This window comes from Halomonas sp. 5021 (assembly GCF_036663435.1).
Lineage (GTDB): Bacteria > Pseudomonadota > Gammaproteobacteria > Pseudomonadales > Halomonadaceae > Vreelandella > Vreelandella janggokensis.
In genome coordinates, this window is sequence record NZ_JAXOVU010000002.1 from 163,179 (window position 1) to 177,093 (window position 13,915).

Sequence of the window (13,915 nt, forward strand, 5' to 3'; positions counted from 1 at the left end):
CAGGATGATGGGAAGCGAAGCATGCACGTGGGGGATGGCGGGGATGGGGCTCATTTCCATCCTGCTGATTATTGCGTTGGTGCTTGGCGTCGCCGCGCTCGCCAAGTATCTGTTCTTCGGAAAGAAGCGTGATAGCTGACAACCAATCGCTACGACAGGTTCGATTCCCCGGGTTGATCAGAGAGCGATGAAGAGGCCGTTCATGAAGAAAATCATCTACTCCACTTATTGCCTTGCTGTTGTAGGGCTGTTCGGTCTCATTACGCTCCCCGCTCTGGCGGAGGAAACGGGGGGCGATTCTCTTGAAGGCCACCAGGCCATTAGTACAGCCGATACTGGAACACCCCTGCCCGCATCGATTACGGCATTATTGGATCAAGGACTCAAATTACACGGAACCTTTAATGCCCCGGGAGATATACAAGGTTATGCCTTGTCCTATGATAATGAGCCCGTGGCGGCTTATATTCCCTCCACTTCCGACCACGCCATCATCGGTACCTTAATTGATCCTCAGGGCAACGCTGTAATGGAAAATCAACTTCAAGCTCTGGTGCTGGAACCGATGCTGGAAGCTACCTGGAGCGCGTTCGAGGACACTCGCTTTATTCCGGAAGGACCTGATAGTGCGTCACATATCGTGTATACGCTGACCGACCCCAATTGTCCCTACTGCAATGCGCTGTGGAAGAGCTCACGGTCTCTAATCGATCAAGGTGAGCTTCAGCTTCGTCATGTGCTGGTCGGCGTTCTGTCAGAGGACAGTCTCCGCAAGGCGGCCGCGATCCTTGAGTCGAATGACCCAACCAAAGCCCTCGAAACCCATGAATTGAACTTCCGCAATGGCGGCATCAGTCCGGTGGTGCCGTCGGAGGAGAGTCGAGCGCTTCTTAGGCGGCATGCCCAGCTCATGCGCGAGGCCGGCGCCACGGGAACGCCGACCAGCTATTACCGCGATGAAGAAGGTAATGTGCAGCGCATCAATGGTGCGGTGTCGACCGACCGGCTTCGCAACATATTGGGTGTCGAATGACACGCCATAACGGCACAGGGGTGACATGAGATGTCATCTCACACAACTGAGATGAGTATGGCAAGCACGCTCGGTGTAAAGCACAGGCTCATATTGGGAGCTTCTGTGCTGATTGGCTTGGTGACCCTCTATTGGATCCTGATGGAGACCGGTGCCTTATCGACGCTCACCAATAAGCAGGCTCTGCGTGAGTGGGTTGGCCAGTTGGGGGGCTGGGGGCCATTGACCATTATCGCCATGATGATAGCGGCCATTGTCATGAGCCCGATACCCAGTGGGCCGATCGCCATGGTGGCCGGTGCGATCTACGGCCCTCTATGGGGGACGGCGTATGTGGTCATCGGTGCCGAGGCCGGCGCGTTGCTCGCCTTCGGCATCGCCCGCCTGCTCGGCTACGAGGTGATCCATCGCTGGTCGCGTATACGTCCCATGTTGGACTGGCTGGGAAAGGAGCGCTCTCAAACCGGGTTGATGCTCGTCGTATTCGCATCGCGATTGGTGCCATTCATTTCGTTCGATGCCGTCAGCTACGCGGCGGGCCTGACACCGCTGGCCTTCTGGCGTTTCTTGATTGCCACGCTGGCCGGGGTGGTTCCGACGGCTTACTTGATCGTCATATTCGGCGAAGTCCTGATTACCGCCGACTCCCGTGGCCTCACGGTCGCGCTGATCCTCGCGAGTGGGGTCACGCTCCTGCCGCTCCTGGCGAGAGTTGTGTGGACTCGGCATCGAAAGCGACGGACTAGCTCCAATTGACGGCTGCCGATGCCGATTGCCTCGCCCGGGTAAGCGGATTAAATGGTTGATCTTACCTTTGCATGAGAGTGAGACAGACCGGCATCTCATCGGATTATCTGGTTGATGCTTCACCTACTGCTGGTGCATGTTTCCTTCGCTAATTCCAGCAAGAACCCCACACGCCTCAACTTCCCGGTCATCGTTGCAACTCGCTCTCAGTGAAACGAGTTGTTTCTCAAGCGCTTGCAGAGCGGTTATCTGCGACCGCACATGAGAGATGTGATCATCGAGCAAGGCGTTGACGGCGGTACAAGGCTGATGAGGGTCGTCCTGATAGCTCTGTAGTTCGTGAATCTCAGCCAGTGACAGGCCCAGGATTCTGCAGCGACGGATGAAGGCCAGCCCCTCACCATGCTTCTCGGTATAGACACGGTAACCGTTGTCCTGCCGATCAGGCGGCGGCAACAAGCCCTGCTGTTCATAGAAGCGGATCGTCTGTGTTTCGACCCCTACCAACTGCGCCAACTGACCAATGCGCATCAGCCTCCTCCCCAACGGATTCTTTACTCTATTGACCTTATAGTAGCTTTATAGTTTTAAATGGTACCACAACATTGTTCAAGTGGAGTCGTATCATGAGCAAATCCTGTGGTGGCGCCTGTGGCGGTGATGCAACGTCCGCAGCGGATACCGATATACAGGCCTCCTCCGAAGCGCCGGGGAGATGGGTCAGCGTTTATGCCGTGCCGAAGATGGACTGTCCATCAGAAGAGCGAATGATTCGCCTAGCCCTGAACGGCTTTGAGGAGGTTCGAGCGCTGTCCTTCGACTTGTCGAACCGCCGGCTGAAGGTCGTACATGACGGCGAGGTCGAGCCCGTCACCTCGAAACTGAAGACCTTGGGGCTAGGCGCCTCGCTTCAGGAAACCGTCGCTGCAAATCCGGAGACCATCAAGGCCGCCGAGTTCTCGGCAGCTTCTGCTAAGCAAGAATCCGGGGCCCTGCGCTGGTTGCTCGGCATCAATGCACTTCTGTTCGTGGTGGAAATGACTGCCGGTCTGATCGCCCAGTCCACCGGCCTGATTGGAGAATCCCTGGACAATTTTGCCGATGCGGCGGTGTACGGGCTTGCCCTTTATGCGGTTGGACATAGCGTGAAAATGCAGGTACGTGCCGCGCATCTTGCTGGTGTACTGCAACTGATCTTGGCTGTGGGCGTGCTCGTAGAGGTGGTGAGACGCTTTGTATTCGGTAGTGAGCCTGAATCGCTGGTGATGATGGCTATCGCATTCGTCGCATTGATTGCCAATACCAGTTGTCTGCTGCTCATATCCAAACATCGGGAAGGCGGGGCGCACATGAAGGCAAGCTGGATATTCTCGGCCAACGACGTGGTGATCAACCTGGGGGTCATCACCGCCGGCGCCCTGGTCGCGTGGACCGGTTCCAATTATCCGGATCTGATTATCGGCACCATCGCGGGGGGCATTGTACTTAACGGTGCCAGACGCATTTTGGCGTTGAAGGGTTAAATAATGCTCATTGTTGGCAAAAAGCTCTCGCCGTATGCCCTATTGTCCATATCGGGCCTGCTGGCAGCGTCTGATCAGGCTGTAAAGTGGCTGGTGCAGCAATCAATGGCCTATGGCGAGTATGTTTCGGTGACCCCGTTCTTTAACTGGGTGCACCTATGGAACACCGGTGCCGCATTCAGTCTTTTTGCGAATGGTGGAGGCTGGCAGCGCTACTTTTTTAGGGTATACGGATTTAATGGTTGATGGGGCACCTTCACCCCATCAATCATTAAATCCGTATACCCGAAATCACGCGACTCAAGACGGAATCACCATGCTCGTCAAAATCATTCCTGAACTCGGTCTCTTCGCGCTGATCATGGCGCTGGGCCTGGCGTTTATACAGGCGCTGGCTCCGTTAGCGGGTGTCACGCTCCGCCGCCCACTCTGGATGGCCTTCGCCGAGCCCATGGCATGGGGGCAGTTCGCCTTCTTGCTGGTGGCCTATGCCAGCCTGACCGCGAGCTTCCTGCTCGATGATTTCAGTGTGTCCTATGTGGCCAACAACTCCAACTCGATGCTGCCGTGGTATTACAAGCTCACGGCGGTGTGGGGGGGACACGAAGGCTCGGTGCTGCTATGGAGCCTGATCCTCAGCGGCTGGGGCTTCGCCGTCAGCCTGTTCTCGCGCAACCTGCCGCGTGACATGCTGGCCCGTGTCTTGGGGGTCATGGGCATGGTCAGCACCGGATTCTTGCTGTTCATCCTGATCACGTCGAGCCCTTTTGAACGTCTGCTGCCGGGAGTGCCTCAGGACGGCGCCGATCTCAACCCGCTGCTACAGGACGTCGGGCTGATCTTCCATCCCCCCATGCTCTATATGGGCTATGTGGGCTTCTCGGTGGCCTTCGCCTTTGCCATCGCTGCCTTGCTGGGAGGACGGCTCGATGCCGCCTGGACACGCTGGGTGCGGCCCTGGACCAATATTGCTTGGGCCTTCCTCACCATGGGCATCGCGCTGGGTAGTTGGTGGGCCTACTACGAGCTGGGGTGGGGCGGCTGGTGGTTTTGGGACCCGGTGGAGAACGCCTCGTTCCTGCCCTGGCTGACCGGGACGGCGCTCATCCATTCGCTGGCGGTCACGGAAAAGCGTGGCACCTTCAAGAGCTGGACCGCCCTGCTGGCGATCTTTACCTTTTCGCTGTCGCTGCTGGGCACCTTCCTGGTGCGCTCCGGGGTGCTGACGTCGGTGCATGCCTTCGCCAATGACCCGTCACGGGGCATCTTCATTCTGGCACTGCTGGGGTTCACGGTGGGCGCTTCCTTGCTGATCTTTGCCCTGCGTGCGCCGCGGATGAGCGGCAATGTGGGCTTCGGCTGGCTATCTCGTGATGCGCTGTTGCTGATCAACAATATCCTCTTGGTCGTCATGACCGTGACCGTTTTGCTGGGCACGGTCTATCCGCTGATTCTCGATGCCCTGGGGCTGGGCAAGATCAGCGTCGGCCCACCGTACTTTAATACGCTATTCGTGCCGCTGACCGTGCTGCTGTGCGCCTTCATGGGGCTAGGCCCCGTGGCGCGCTGGAAGCAGATGGCGGGGCGCGAGTTGATGCGCCGACTACTTTGGTCCGGCATCGCCGCGCTGATCATGGCGGCGGCGGTTCCGTTCATCTACGGCGGAGAATGGAACGCCGCCGTGGCGCTGGGGCTGGTCATGGCCCTGTGGGTCGTGCTGGCGTTGATCCGTGACCTGTTCGACAAGACCCGCCATGCCTCCTCACCCCTGGCCGGCTTGCGCAAGCTGTCGCTGGCGCATTGGGGCATGGTAGTCGGCCATCTGGGCATGGCCATCACCATCGTGGGCGTGGCCATGGTGTCGAACTATGCCATCGAGCGTAACGTACGTCTTGCCGTGGGGGAGCGTGTCGAGATAGGCGGTTACAGCTTCACCATGACCGACCTGAGCGAGCGCCGCGGTCCCAATTTTCTGGCCGATACGGCAACCCTTGAGGTGGCACGTGATGGCCAGCATGTCACCACCCTACGGCCCGAGAAGCGATTGTATATTGCCCGCGGTCAGCCCATGACCGACGTCGCCCTGCGCCCTGGGCTGCTGCAGGACATTTACGTGGCGCTGGGCGAAGACTTGGGTGACGGTGCCTGGGCCATGCGAATCCAGATCAAGCCGTTCGTACGCTGGCTCTGGCTGGGGGCGTTGTTGATGGCCACTGGCGGTCTGCTGGCGGTGGCGGACCGTCGCTATCGGCGTCAGCGCTCAGTGCCAGCTGACTCCACTCTCCTCCGTGAGGTCCATACATGAAACGGCGACTGTTACTGCTTTTCCCCTTGCTGGTTTTCCTGGGACTGGGTTTCTTTCTCTACCGAGGCTTGGCCATGGATCCCAGTGCCCGCAATTCGGCACTGCTAGCCCAGCAGTTTCCTGCCTTTTCCCTCTCGACACTGAAGGATCCCGGTGCCCGGGTCGATGAGTCGCTGTTGCACGGGCAGGTCACGCTGGTCAATGTCTGGGCCGAGTGGTGCCCGACCTGCAAGGAGGAAATGCCCCAGCTGCTGACACTCGCTGAGCGCGGCGTGCGCTTGGTCGGCATCAACTACAAGGACACCCGCGTCAAGGGGCGGGAGTTTCTCGACGAGTTCGGCGACCCCTTCGAAGTCAATATCTTCGATCCGGATGGCGATCTGGGGTTCGAGCTCGGCGTCTACGGTGTGCCGGAGACCTTCCTCGTCGATGCCGAGGGCATCATTCGCTATAAGCACACGGGCTATATCACTCCCGAGGATGTCGAACGTGTCGTGCAGGAGGTGGGCAAATGGCGTTGATGACCCGGGCCGGCCTGCTGTTGCTCTTGTTGATAACGTCGGTCCCTGTGCTGGCGGATTCGGCTATCGAGGTGCGTGACTTCGAGAGGCCAGTAATGGCCGAACGCTATCGTGATCTTACTGCCTCATTGCGCTGCCCCAAATGCGATGCCCAGGCCATCGACAGCTCCAACTCTCCGGTGGCTGCCGACATGCGCGAACGCGTTGCAGATTTGTTACGCGAAGGGCGATCCGATAAAGAAATCCTCGATTACATGGTCGCACGCTTCGGCGAATTCGTGCTTTATAACCCGCGACTCGACGAGCGTACCTGGCTGCTATGGGGATTGCCGTTCGTGCTGGTGATGATCGGGGCGTTTATCGTGGCGGTCTTCGTCCGCAAACGAAAGCATGCCCAGGCTCGAGCGCTCAGCGCCGAGGAGCGCGAGTACCTCAATGCCCTGTTTAACCGCGAGGGGAGCGAATGAATCTGCTCTGGTTGGGCATCGCCCTGTTACTGTTGCCTGCCCTGTGGCTCGTGATCCTGCCGCTGAGACGGACCCGCCCGCTGCACGATGCTCAGCAGGCCTTCGAAACCAAGCAGCGCACCGATGCCCAGAACGTGGCGGTCTATCGTCAGCGCCTGGCCTCGCTGGAAACGGCCCATGCACGCGGCGAACTCGACACCGCGCGAGTCGAGGAGGGTCGGCTGGAGCTCGAACGCAGCCTGCTCGAGGATACCCAGGTACGCCGACGCACACCGCTCAACCCCCCCCAGGCCGGACGGTTGTTGGTGCCGCTGGTGATGGTAGCGTTGGTGGTGGCCAGTCTGCTCTGGTATCAACGGGAAGGCGCCGAGGGCGATCTGGCACTGTATGCCGTGCATCAGGAGGTGCGCAACTCGCCTGACGGCTCGTTGGCGATGCTGATCGAGCGGCTCGAGGAGCAGGCCAAGCGACAGCCGGACAATCCCAAGGTGTGGATGTCGCTGTTTCCGCTGTACCGGGACAGCAATCGGGGACGTGATGCCATCGCCGCGCTCGAGCGCCTGATCGAGCTGGAGGGTCGACAGCCTTCCCTGCTGGCGCAATTGGCACAGATCCAATTCTTCGTCGCTAACCGCTCGCTGACCGACGAGGTCCAGGCACTGGTCGACGAAACCCTCGGTCAGGATCCACGCCAGCCCACCGTGCTCGGCATGCTGGGCATCCATGCCTTCGATCGCGCCCGCTATGAAGAGGCTATCGATTACTGGCGACGCGCGATCGCCGGCTTCGACGACCCCGGCTCGGCGGAAGCGCTGCGGGAGGGCATTGCCGTGGCACAACAGCGCCTGGACGCCTCGTCCGACCAGGTCGATGCCCATCAGGCCGCGCAGGACGGCGCGTCGCTCGCGGTCAGGGTCGGCCTCGCCGAATCGCTCCGCGAGCGGGCCGCACCGGGCGACACGGTGTTCGTCATCGCCCGCGACGTGGCCGGTGAATTGCCGCCACTGGCGGTGGAGCGGGTCACGGTTAGCGACCTGCCACTCAAAGTGACCTTGGGCGACAACAATGCCATGACACCCCGGGCGCGACTCTCCCAAGTCAATGAGGTGCGCCTGACGGCGCGCGTCTCCGCATCGGACGAAGCCACCCCGCAGCCAGGCGATCTTGTCGGCGAGGCGGGACCGGTGACACTCGGCGAGTCGGACTCGCCGGTCGAAATTTCCATCGATCGCATCGTTGACTAGCCAGGCTGATCGTAAACGCAGTCTCGGCAACGCGACTTGGCTGTCAGAGCATTAAGGAAGAACCATGCTGCAATACCCTCAGATTGATCCCGTGGCCATTTCCCTTGGTCCCGTGCAGATTCACTGGTATGGCCTGATGTACGTGGTCGGGCTGGTCGCCGCCTGGTGGTTGGGGCGTCGTCGTGCTCACCGCCTGGGCCTAAGCCACGATGATATCGGCGATCTGATCTTTTACGGCGCCCTAGGAATCATCCTCGGTGGTCGCCTAGGTTATGCGCTGTTCTACGGGCTCGAGCAACTTCTTGCCAACCCCTTGTGGCTCTTCAGAATCTGGGACGGCGGCATGAGCTTTCATGGCGGCCTGGCCGGCGTACTGATCGCTTCACTATTGTTTGCCCGCAAGCACCGCCTGGCCTTCTTTCAGTTGACCGATTTCATCGCCCCGCTGGTGCCGATCGGCCTGGGGGCTGGGCGCCTCGGCAACTTCATCAATCACGAGTTGCCGGGAAGGGTCAGCGAGGTCCCTTGGGCCATGGCCTTCCCTCCCATGATGGGGCTGGGGCCGGAACCGCGCCACCCTTCAGCGCTTTATGAGTTCGCCTTGGAAGGCGTGGTGCTGTTCGCCGTGCTGTGGTGGTTGTCGCGTCGACCCCGCCAGCGAGGCCTCATCTCGGGGCTGTTCCTGCTCCTGTACGGCGCCTTCCGCTTCGCCGTGGAGTTCGTGCGCCTGCCCGACCCCCAGCTGGGGTTCATCGCCTTCGGCTGGCTGACCATGGGGCAACTGTTGACCCTGCCGATGCTCATCGCGGGGCTGGCCCTGGTCGTCTGGTCAATGCGTCAGCCAGTGGATAGGGCGAAAGCGGCGGCGGCCTCATGAACACGGCCTTCACCTTTCTGCTGGTGCTGCTGTTCGTCGCCACACCGGTAGCGGCCCGTGGAGAGTTTCCCGCGGGCAGTGGCAAGAGCTCCCCCTTCGGTACCTCGGCTCAACGGGAATTCCTGGCGGCTAAAGAAGCCTTCCGGGCCAGCGCCTGGCGAGACGATAGGCGGCTCTACGTCGGTTTCGTCATTGCCGAGGACTATTACCTCCACCGCCATCGGTTTGCACTGGAAAGTCGCTCTCCGGGCGTCAGTTTCGGTGAGCTGGCAATTCCCCCCGGCGAACCCATGGTGCACGCGTCTCTGGGGGAAATCGAGGTGTTCTATGACCAGGTGGTATTCAGTGCGCCCATCGAGGCGAGCGACACCGCTGCCGAGCCGCTGGCCATCGCGGTGACCTTTCAGGGGTGTTCCGACCGGGGACTCTGCTATCCGCCCGAGCAGGTCGAGCTCGACGCGCTGTACGGTTCCCCTCCGGCAGCCTTTGATTCTCCCCCTGGTGATACTGGGGATAGCGAAGAAGGAGCGCCTTGAATGGATCCCACCGACCTGAGCCTGCCGCCGCTGGCGGCGGCCTTCGTCTTCGGCCTGCTCGGAGGGGCGCACTGCATCGGCATGTGTGGCGGCATCATGAGTGCCCTGACCTTTGCCGTGCCCCCCAGCATGCGGCAGCCGGGACGCCTGGCCGGCTTGTTGCTCGGCTACAATCTGGGTCGCATCATCAGTTACATGATCGCCGGCGCCCTGGTGGCGCTACTCGGCTCAGTGCTCAATCATGCCCTGGACGGCATCGCCCTGGTGCTGCGTATCCTGGCGGCGGTCATGCTGATTCTGATGGCGCTGTATATCGCCAACTGGTGGAAGGGGTTGCTGCGTGTCGAGGTCCTGGGTCGCTCGCTGTGGCGGCGTATCGAACCGCTTGGTCGAGGCTTGATGCCCGTCGTGAAGGTGCCCCAGGCCTTCGCGCTGGGCTCGATCTGGGGCTGGATGCCCTGCGGGCTGATCTATTCAATGCTGGCCTGGAGTCTGGCCGTGGCCGAGCCGCTACGCGCCGCGGCGATGATGGGGGCCTTCGGTCTCGGCACCCTCCCCGTCGTCCTGGCGACCGGTATGGCAGCCCGCCGCGTCTCGCTATGGATTCGCCATCCAGCGACCCGCACGCTGGCGGCGCTGCTGATCATAGCGTTTGCCGTCTGGCAACTCTGGCATCTGCAGTCCATGACCGGCATGGACGATATGGCCAGCATGGCGCCGTCGCATCACTGATGGCATCCGCACGGGCCATCCGTGACGATAGCCGGTTGCGCCGATCCCAGCGATTCGATCAGTTGCTTCAGGCTGGGAGCTTCGGAAGCATTATCGTGGTCGATGCTTTCCAGCCATCGCGCTATCGCCTGGAGTTCATGGATCCGCGAGCGAATGTATGGCCGTTGTTCAACCAGGGGAGCGTACGTATCGCTAAGCGGAGGGCTGCCTTGGTCCGCCCAGGTCAATATCTTCTTGATGTCTGGGAGACCGACTCCCAACGAGCGAAGGCAATCAATGAGACGCAGGCGACCCAGTGCCTCCTCGTCATAGAGTTGATAGCCGTTGCGCGGGTCCCGTTGCGGTCGTAACAACCCCTCACGGGTGTAGTGGCGTACCGTTTCCGCAGTGACCCCACCAGCCCGAGCCAGTTCAGTGACTCGCATTGCCTTTTCCTCACCTACTCATTTGCAGTCAGCCTACAACCGTGCGGCCGCCCAAAGGTCAAGGCCTGGTTATAGCGCTCAATGGGTGGCCGCCCGCATGACGCGGGGACGCCAAAAAATAAGGGCTTGACCTTGAAGTGGGCTTCAAGGATATCTTTCCAGCAAGCAGCGCCGCTGCCGGGTGAAAATCGAAGCCAAGCCGTCCATCAGCCTTGCTGGTGGAACGGTGATTCCCAGGAAGATAGAGGAGAAGAGTCATGCGGAAACGTCACACGGCGATCTTGACTGCCGCCATCATCGTCGCCAGCGGCTTCGGTGCCGGCTCGCTTCTTGCGCAGGAAGAGAATCAGCAGGCGCCAATGGAGGGCAAGGGCATGCAGGGCGATATGATGCAAGGGGGTGGCATGATGGGGATGATGAGTGAAATGAATACCATGATGAAAAACTGCAATGCCATGATGGAAAGCATGCAGCAGGGTCATGAGGGCGATAGCAACGCCTGAAGTGGCATTGGCCGGGGCTGCTTCGCATAGGAGCGGCCTCCGCTAGGATTGGGTGGCGCGAGGGGAGGACGGTACGTGAAAAAAGAGCTCTATACACCACTACTTGTCTTAGCATTGATGACCAGTTCTCCTTCCTTTTCCCATTCCCTCGAAGATGCCGAGGCAGAGCTGCAAGAGCGGGAACGCTACGCCCAATTCGTCGACCAGCCAGCGCCGGCATTTTCGTTGACCGATACAGACGGTAATACCGTGTCGTCTTCCGACCTGGAAGAAAGCGTCGTGGTGCTCAATTTCATCTACTCGCGCTGTCAGGAAGCTTGCCCGGTGCATATGAACCTGATTGCCGAGGTGCAGGAGCGAGTCAACGATACCGGCCTACGAGATGATGTTGAATTTATCACCATCGCTACCGACAGCGAGGATTTTTCCGGCACGCACAACAACATGCGGGCCTACGGTGAAAATTTCGATCTGGACCCCGCCAACTGGCGTTTTCTCTATCGGGCCGAAAATGAGCCTGCCGAAACCACCCGCCAGGTCGCGGAGGCCTATGGCCTTCGATTCGATGATGTGGCCGAGGGCGTCCAGGCGCATGGCGTCGTGACTCATGTCATCGACCAAACAGGACGGATGCGGGCCCGCTTTCATGGGCTCAAATTCGATCCGGAGCACCTAGTTTCCTATGTAAAGGTGTTGGCAGAAGGACCAGAGGAATTATCCACCGGTGCGTGGGATCGTATTCGCCATACTGTCGTCAACACCTTCAATTAATACTGTGAGATATAGCGATCTTGCTATCAACTGTTCTCGCGAGCTCAATGGAGGTTCAGCGTATGAAACACCTGAAAACATTCACCCTGGCTGCGCTGCTGTCCTTTCCCTTATCGGGACTGGCAGCCGAGACGTCGGCAATCCTCTACAAGAACCCCAACTGTGGCTGCTGCGCCGAATACGCCAAGTATCTCGAACGAAGCGGGTTCGAGGTGGAGACAATCGATACTCACGATCTCGCGAAGATGAAAGCCGAGCACGATGTCTCCGAGGAACTGCAGGGTTGCCATACCACGCTCATCGACAATTACGTCTTCGAGGGCCACGTTCCCGTGGAAAGCGTCACCCAGGTACTCGAAGAGAAACCTTTCATCAAAGGCCTGAGCGTACCCGGCATGCCGCTTGGCTCACCGGGAATGTCGGGCGAGAAACAGGGTCCACTAGAGGTCTATACCTTGGCCTTCCAGCCAACCGATAGCCCCGAAATATACGCCACCCACTGAAGGTGAGCCTTGGTGATGAGACAACTGATCGGGACCAGTTGGGTAGCGGTGGCATTGTGGGGAATGATCACTTCTTCGGCCGTCGCCGAACCACCCAAACGTGTGGGGCCGAATGGGTTTCTTCTCTGGGAAAGCCCACGCGAGGTGTCGGAAATCAGCTTCGAGGCTGGCGACGGTACCCCGCTGACGCTGACCACCTTCGGAGGAAAGCTGATCCTGCTCAATATCTGGGCGACCTGGTGTGGTCCTTGCCGCGAGGAAATGCCCACCCTGGATGCCCTCCAGACCGAACTGGGTGGAACGGATTTCGAGGTCGTTGCGCTCTCGATCGACCGCAAGGGCATCGAAGTCGTCAACGAATTCTATCAGGAGGTGGGTATCGAGCATCTCGCCCCCTACGTCGATCCAACCGGCATGGCCAGCGCTAACCTGGGTGCCGTGGGTATACCCACGACACTTCTGCTCGACCGCCAGGGCAGGGAGATCGGGCGCCTGGTCGGAGAGGCCGAATGGGATACCTCCGAGATGATCGACTTTCTTGCCGAAATCATAGAAGCCACCCAAGAGGAAGCGCCATGAGTTGCTGTGACGACAAGCCCCAAAAAGGCCAAGAGAAAGCCGGACTGAAAGGCCTGGTAACAGGCCCGCGCCGATGGATGCTGCTGGGCGCCGTGGCGGTGGCCGGTGGCCTTGCCATGGGCTGGGATCAGTTGGTCCTGCTCGGCCTCGCGCCTCTCCTGGTGAGCCTCTTGCCTTGTCTCGTCATGTGTGGACTGGGGCTTTGCATGATGAAATGCAAGGACAAGACAGGCAAATCAACTGACCCGAGTGAAGCCACCGACGCGCAAGCCGGGGTGGAAGCCTCCACAGCGGTACCCACGGAGACGGCATCCGCCAATCGTCTATCAGCGGATCACCAGGTGCCGTCCGAGCGGCCCATATCCAAGCTCCAAGCCTAGCCGCGGGATAAGCGAGGATGCTGGAGCTTGCCAATATCGGCCTGGCGACGGCCTTTCTGGCGGGCCTGATCTCGTTCGCTTCGCCCTGTGTCTTGCCGCTCGTACCGGGCTATCTTTCCTTCGTCGCCGGGCGCTCGCTGGGGCAGATACGAGAAGCGGATCGACGGGAACGACTCCGGGTGTTGACCCAGTCGATCTGGTTCGTGCTCGGGTTCACCACGATATTCCTGATGCTGGGCGCCAGTGCCACGGCCATTGGGCGCCTGCTACTGATCTATCGCCAGGAGGCGAACCTGGTCGGCGGCCTCATCGTCATCCTGTTCGGTGCCTTCATGACCGGGCTCATTCCGCTGCACTGGTTACAGCGAGAATGGCGGTTTATCGGCCGGCTCAAGGAAGAGGGTGGCGTGCCCGGTGCGGCTTATCTGCTGGGTGTGGCGTTCGCCTTCGGCTGGACCCCCTGCATCGGCCCGATTCTGGGCGCCATTCTGACGGTCAGCGCCTCGACGGCCAATGCCTCGAGCGGTATGGCGTTGCTCGGCATCTATTCGCTGGGCCTGGGGGTGCCCTTTCTGTTGACGGCGGTGTCGCTCGATCGCTTCCTGCACCACCAGCCATTCCTGCGCCGCTGGGGCCGAGCCATGCATCTGACGGCCGGGCTGATCATGATCCTGATGGGTATCCTGATGGTTACTGGCAAACTGTCCGAACTGTCCTATTGGTTATTGCGCACCTTCCCTGCGCTGGGCAGCATCGGCTAGCCGTTATT

General features: G+C 60.1%; 20 protein-coding genes. 18 read left to right on the plus strand and 2 right to left on the minus strand.

The window, feature by feature from the left end; translation table 11 throughout:
* Positions 1 to 4 precede the first annotated feature (4 nt).
* From R3F64_RS04400 to R3F64_RS04410, 3 genes are all read left to right on the plus strand, one after another.
* Complete coding sequence (locus tag R3F64_RS04400) at positions 5 to 139, plus strand: hypothetical protein (RefSeq protein ID WP_023005305.1); 135 nt, start codon at positions 5 to 7, stop codon at positions 137 to 139.
* A gap of 63 nt (positions 140 to 202) precedes the next feature.
* Complete coding sequence (gene dsbG / locus R3F64_RS04405; RefSeq protein WP_199284343.1) at positions 203 to 1,033, plus strand: thiol:disulfide interchange protein DsbG; 831 nt, start codon at positions 203 to 205, stop codon at positions 1,031 to 1,033.
* 105 nt (positions 1,034 to 1,138) lie between these two features.
* Positions 1,139 to 1,789: a TVP38/TMEM64 family protein gene (locus R3F64_RS04410; RefSeq protein ID WP_233337308.1), complete on the plus strand. Its 651-nt coding sequence runs from the start codon at positions 1,139 to 1,141 to the stop codon at positions 1,787 to 1,789.
* Between the two features lie 114 nt (positions 1,790 to 1,903).
* Here the strand turns inward: R3F64_RS04410 and cadR are convergent, their stop codons facing one another.
* Positions 1,904 to 2,311: a Cd(II)/Pb(II)-responsive transcriptional regulator gene (gene cadR / locus R3F64_RS04415; RefSeq protein WP_004364961.1), complete on the minus strand. Its 408-nt coding sequence runs from the start codon at positions 2,309 to 2,311 to the stop codon at positions 1,904 to 1,906.
* Between the two features lie 95 nt (positions 2,312 to 2,406).
* On the opposite strand from cadR, the gene R3F64_RS04420 reads away from it, so the two are divergent.
* From R3F64_RS04420 to R3F64_RS04460, 9 genes are all read left to right on the plus strand, one after another.
* Entirely contained in the window at positions 2,407 to 3,303 is an 897-nt protein-coding gene (locus R3F64_RS04420) for a cation transporter (RefSeq protein WP_199284341.1), read from the plus strand.
* Positions 3,304 to 3,306: 3 nt separating this feature from the next.
* Entirely contained in the window at positions 3,307 to 3,549 is a 243-nt protein-coding gene (locus R3F64_RS04425; protein WP_442786525.1) for a signal peptidase II, read from the plus strand.
* 70 nt (positions 3,550 to 3,619) lie between these two features.
* Positions 3,620 to 5,608 carry a heme lyase CcmF/NrfE family subunit gene (locus R3F64_RS04430; protein WP_095622764.1) on the plus strand — a complete coding sequence of 663 codons (1,989 nt, stop codon included), beginning with the start codon at positions 3,620 to 3,622 and terminating at the stop codon, positions 5,606 to 5,608.
* Complete coding sequence (locus R3F64_RS04435) at positions 5,605 to 6,129, plus strand: DsbE family thiol:disulfide interchange protein (protein ID WP_031217685.1); 525 nt, start codon at positions 5,605 to 5,607, stop codon at positions 6,127 to 6,129. Before R3F64_RS04430 ends, R3F64_RS04435 begins: the two co-directional genes overlap by 4 nt.
* The gene (locus R3F64_RS04440; protein WP_095622765.1) at positions 6,120 to 6,596 is read left to right on the plus strand and encodes a cytochrome c-type biogenesis protein; all 477 of its coding nucleotides are present in this window, start codon (positions 6,120 to 6,122) and stop codon (positions 6,594 to 6,596) included. Before R3F64_RS04435 ends, R3F64_RS04440 begins: the two co-directional genes overlap by 10 nt.
* Entirely contained in the window at positions 6,593 to 7,840 is a 1,248-nt protein-coding gene (gene ccmI / locus R3F64_RS04445; RefSeq protein ID WP_095622766.1) for a c-type cytochrome biogenesis protein CcmI, read from the plus strand. Before R3F64_RS04440 ends, ccmI begins: the two co-directional genes overlap by 4 nt.
* 64 nt (positions 7,841 to 7,904) lie before the next feature.
* On the plus strand, positions 7,905 to 8,717 hold the full coding sequence (lgt, locus tag R3F64_RS04450; protein WP_095622767.1) for a prolipoprotein diacylglyceryl transferase: 813 nt from the start codon (positions 7,905 to 7,907) through the stop codon (positions 8,715 to 8,717).
* Complete coding sequence (locus R3F64_RS04455) at positions 8,714 to 9,253, plus strand: protein-disulfide reductase DsbD domain-containing protein (protein ID WP_199284340.1); 540 nt, start codon at positions 8,714 to 8,716, stop codon at positions 9,251 to 9,253. The genes lgt and R3F64_RS04455 overlap by 4 nt, the downstream gene beginning before the upstream one ends.
* Positions 9,254 to 9,985 (plus strand): sulfite exporter TauE/SafE family protein, encoded by a 732-nt coding sequence (locus tag R3F64_RS04460; protein ID WP_199284339.1) that lies wholly within the window; start codon positions 9,254 to 9,256, stop codon positions 9,983 to 9,985.
* Here R3F64_RS04460 and R3F64_RS04465 read toward each other — a convergent pair.
* The gene (locus R3F64_RS04465; protein ID WP_095622770.1) at positions 9,979 to 10,410 is read right to left on the minus strand and encodes a MerR family transcriptional regulator; all 432 of its coding nucleotides are present in this window, start codon (positions 10,408 to 10,410) and stop codon (positions 9,979 to 9,981) included. The two genes, R3F64_RS04460 and R3F64_RS04465, sit on opposite strands and share 7 nt — an antisense overlap.
* 257 nt (positions 10,411 to 10,667) lie before the next feature.
* On the opposite strand from R3F64_RS04465, the gene R3F64_RS04470 reads away from it, so the two are divergent.
* The 6 genes from R3F64_RS04470 (at position 10,668) to R3F64_RS04495 (ending at position 13,907) form a co-directional block, all read left to right on the plus strand.
* Entirely contained in the window at positions 10,668 to 10,913 is a 246-nt protein-coding gene (locus R3F64_RS04470) for a hypothetical protein (protein ID WP_095622771.1), read from the plus strand.
* A 75-nt stretch (positions 10,914 to 10,988) separates the two neighbouring features.
* Positions 10,989 to 11,684 (plus strand): SCO family protein, encoded by a 696-nt coding sequence (locus R3F64_RS04475; RefSeq protein WP_229359163.1) that lies wholly within the window; start codon positions 10,989 to 10,991, stop codon positions 11,682 to 11,684.
* 62 nt (positions 11,685 to 11,746) lie between these two features.
* Positions 11,747 to 12,187 (plus strand): DUF411 domain-containing protein, encoded by a 441-nt coding sequence (locus tag R3F64_RS04480; protein ID WP_095622773.1) that lies wholly within the window; start codon positions 11,747 to 11,749, stop codon positions 12,185 to 12,187.
* A 15-nt stretch (positions 12,188 to 12,202) separates the two neighbouring features.
* Complete coding sequence (locus R3F64_RS04485; RefSeq protein WP_199284338.1) at positions 12,203 to 12,766, plus strand: TlpA family protein disulfide reductase; 564 nt, start codon at positions 12,203 to 12,205, stop codon at positions 12,764 to 12,766.
* Positions 12,763 to 13,146, plus strand: coding sequence for a hypothetical protein (locus R3F64_RS04490; protein ID WP_176475859.1), 384 nt, complete (start codon positions 12,763 to 12,765; stop codon positions 13,144 to 13,146). The genes R3F64_RS04485 and R3F64_RS04490 overlap by 4 nt, the downstream gene beginning before the upstream one ends.
* Positions 13,147 to 13,163: 17 nt before the next feature.
* Positions 13,164 to 13,907, plus strand: a complete 744-nt coding sequence (locus R3F64_RS04495) for a cytochrome c biogenesis CcdA family protein (RefSeq protein WP_176475860.1) — start codon at positions 13,164 to 13,166, stop codon at positions 13,905 to 13,907.
* Positions 13,908 to 13,915 lie beyond the last annotated feature (8 nt).

Coding starts and splice junctions, on each gene's coding strand:
- R3F64_RS04465 (WP_095622770.1), bottom strand. CDS start 10,410: ATGCGAGTCACTGAACTGGCTCGGGCTGGTGGGGTCACTGCGGAAACG.
- R3F64_RS04430 (WP_095622764.1), top strand. CDS start 3,620: ATGCTCGTCAAAATCATTCCTGAACTCGGTCTCTTCGCGCTGATCATG.
- R3F64_RS04490 (WP_176475859.1), top strand. CDS start 12,763: ATGAGTTGCTGTGACGACAAGCCCCAAAAAGGCCAAGAGAAAGCCGGA.
- R3F64_RS04455 (WP_199284340.1), top strand. CDS start 8,714: ATGAACACGGCCTTCACCTTTCTGCTGGTGCTGCTGTTCGTCGCCACA.
- R3F64_RS04400 (WP_023005305.1), top strand. CDS start 5: ATGATGGGAAGCGAAGCATGCACGTGGGGGATGGCGGGGATGGGGCTC.
- R3F64_RS04435 (WP_031217685.1), top strand. CDS start 5,605: ATGAAACGGCGACTGTTACTGCTTTTCCCCTTGCTGGTTTTCCTGGGA.
- R3F64_RS04495 (WP_176475860.1), top strand. CDS start 13,164: ATGCTGGAGCTTGCCAATATCGGCCTGGCGACGGCCTTTCTGGCGGGC.
- R3F64_RS04460 (WP_199284339.1), top strand. CDS start 9,254: ATGGATCCCACCGACCTGAGCCTGCCGCCGCTGGCGGCGGCCTTCGTC.
- cadR (WP_004364961.1), bottom strand. CDS start 2,311: ATGCGCATTGGTCAGTTGGCGCAGTTGGTAGGGGTCGAAACACAGACG.
- R3F64_RS04470 (WP_095622771.1), top strand. CDS start 10,668: ATGCGGAAACGTCACACGGCGATCTTGACTGCCGCCATCATCGTCGCC.
- R3F64_RS04485 (WP_199284338.1), top strand. CDS start 12,203: ATGAGACAACTGATCGGGACCAGTTGGGTAGCGGTGGCATTGTGGGGA.
- lgt (WP_095622767.1), top strand. CDS start 7,905: ATGCTGCAATACCCTCAGATTGATCCCGTGGCCATTTCCCTTGGTCCC.
- dsbG (WP_199284343.1), top strand. CDS start 203: ATGAAGAAAATCATCTACTCCACTTATTGCCTTGCTGTTGTAGGGCTG.
- R3F64_RS04440 (WP_095622765.1), top strand. CDS start 6,120: ATGGCGTTGATGACCCGGGCCGGCCTGCTGTTGCTCTTGTTGATAACG.
- R3F64_RS04425 (WP_442786525.1), top strand. CDS start 3,307: ATGCTCATTGTTGGCAAAAAGCTCTCGCCGTATGCCCTATTGTCCATA.
- ccmI (WP_095622766.1), top strand. CDS start 6,593: ATGAATCTGCTCTGGTTGGGCATCGCCCTGTTACTGTTGCCTGCCCTG.
- R3F64_RS04480 (WP_095622773.1), top strand. CDS start 11,747: ATGAAACACCTGAAAACATTCACCCTGGCTGCGCTGCTGTCCTTTCCC.
- R3F64_RS04420 (WP_199284341.1), top strand. CDS start 2,407: ATGAGCAAATCCTGTGGTGGCGCCTGTGGCGGTGATGCAACGTCCGCA.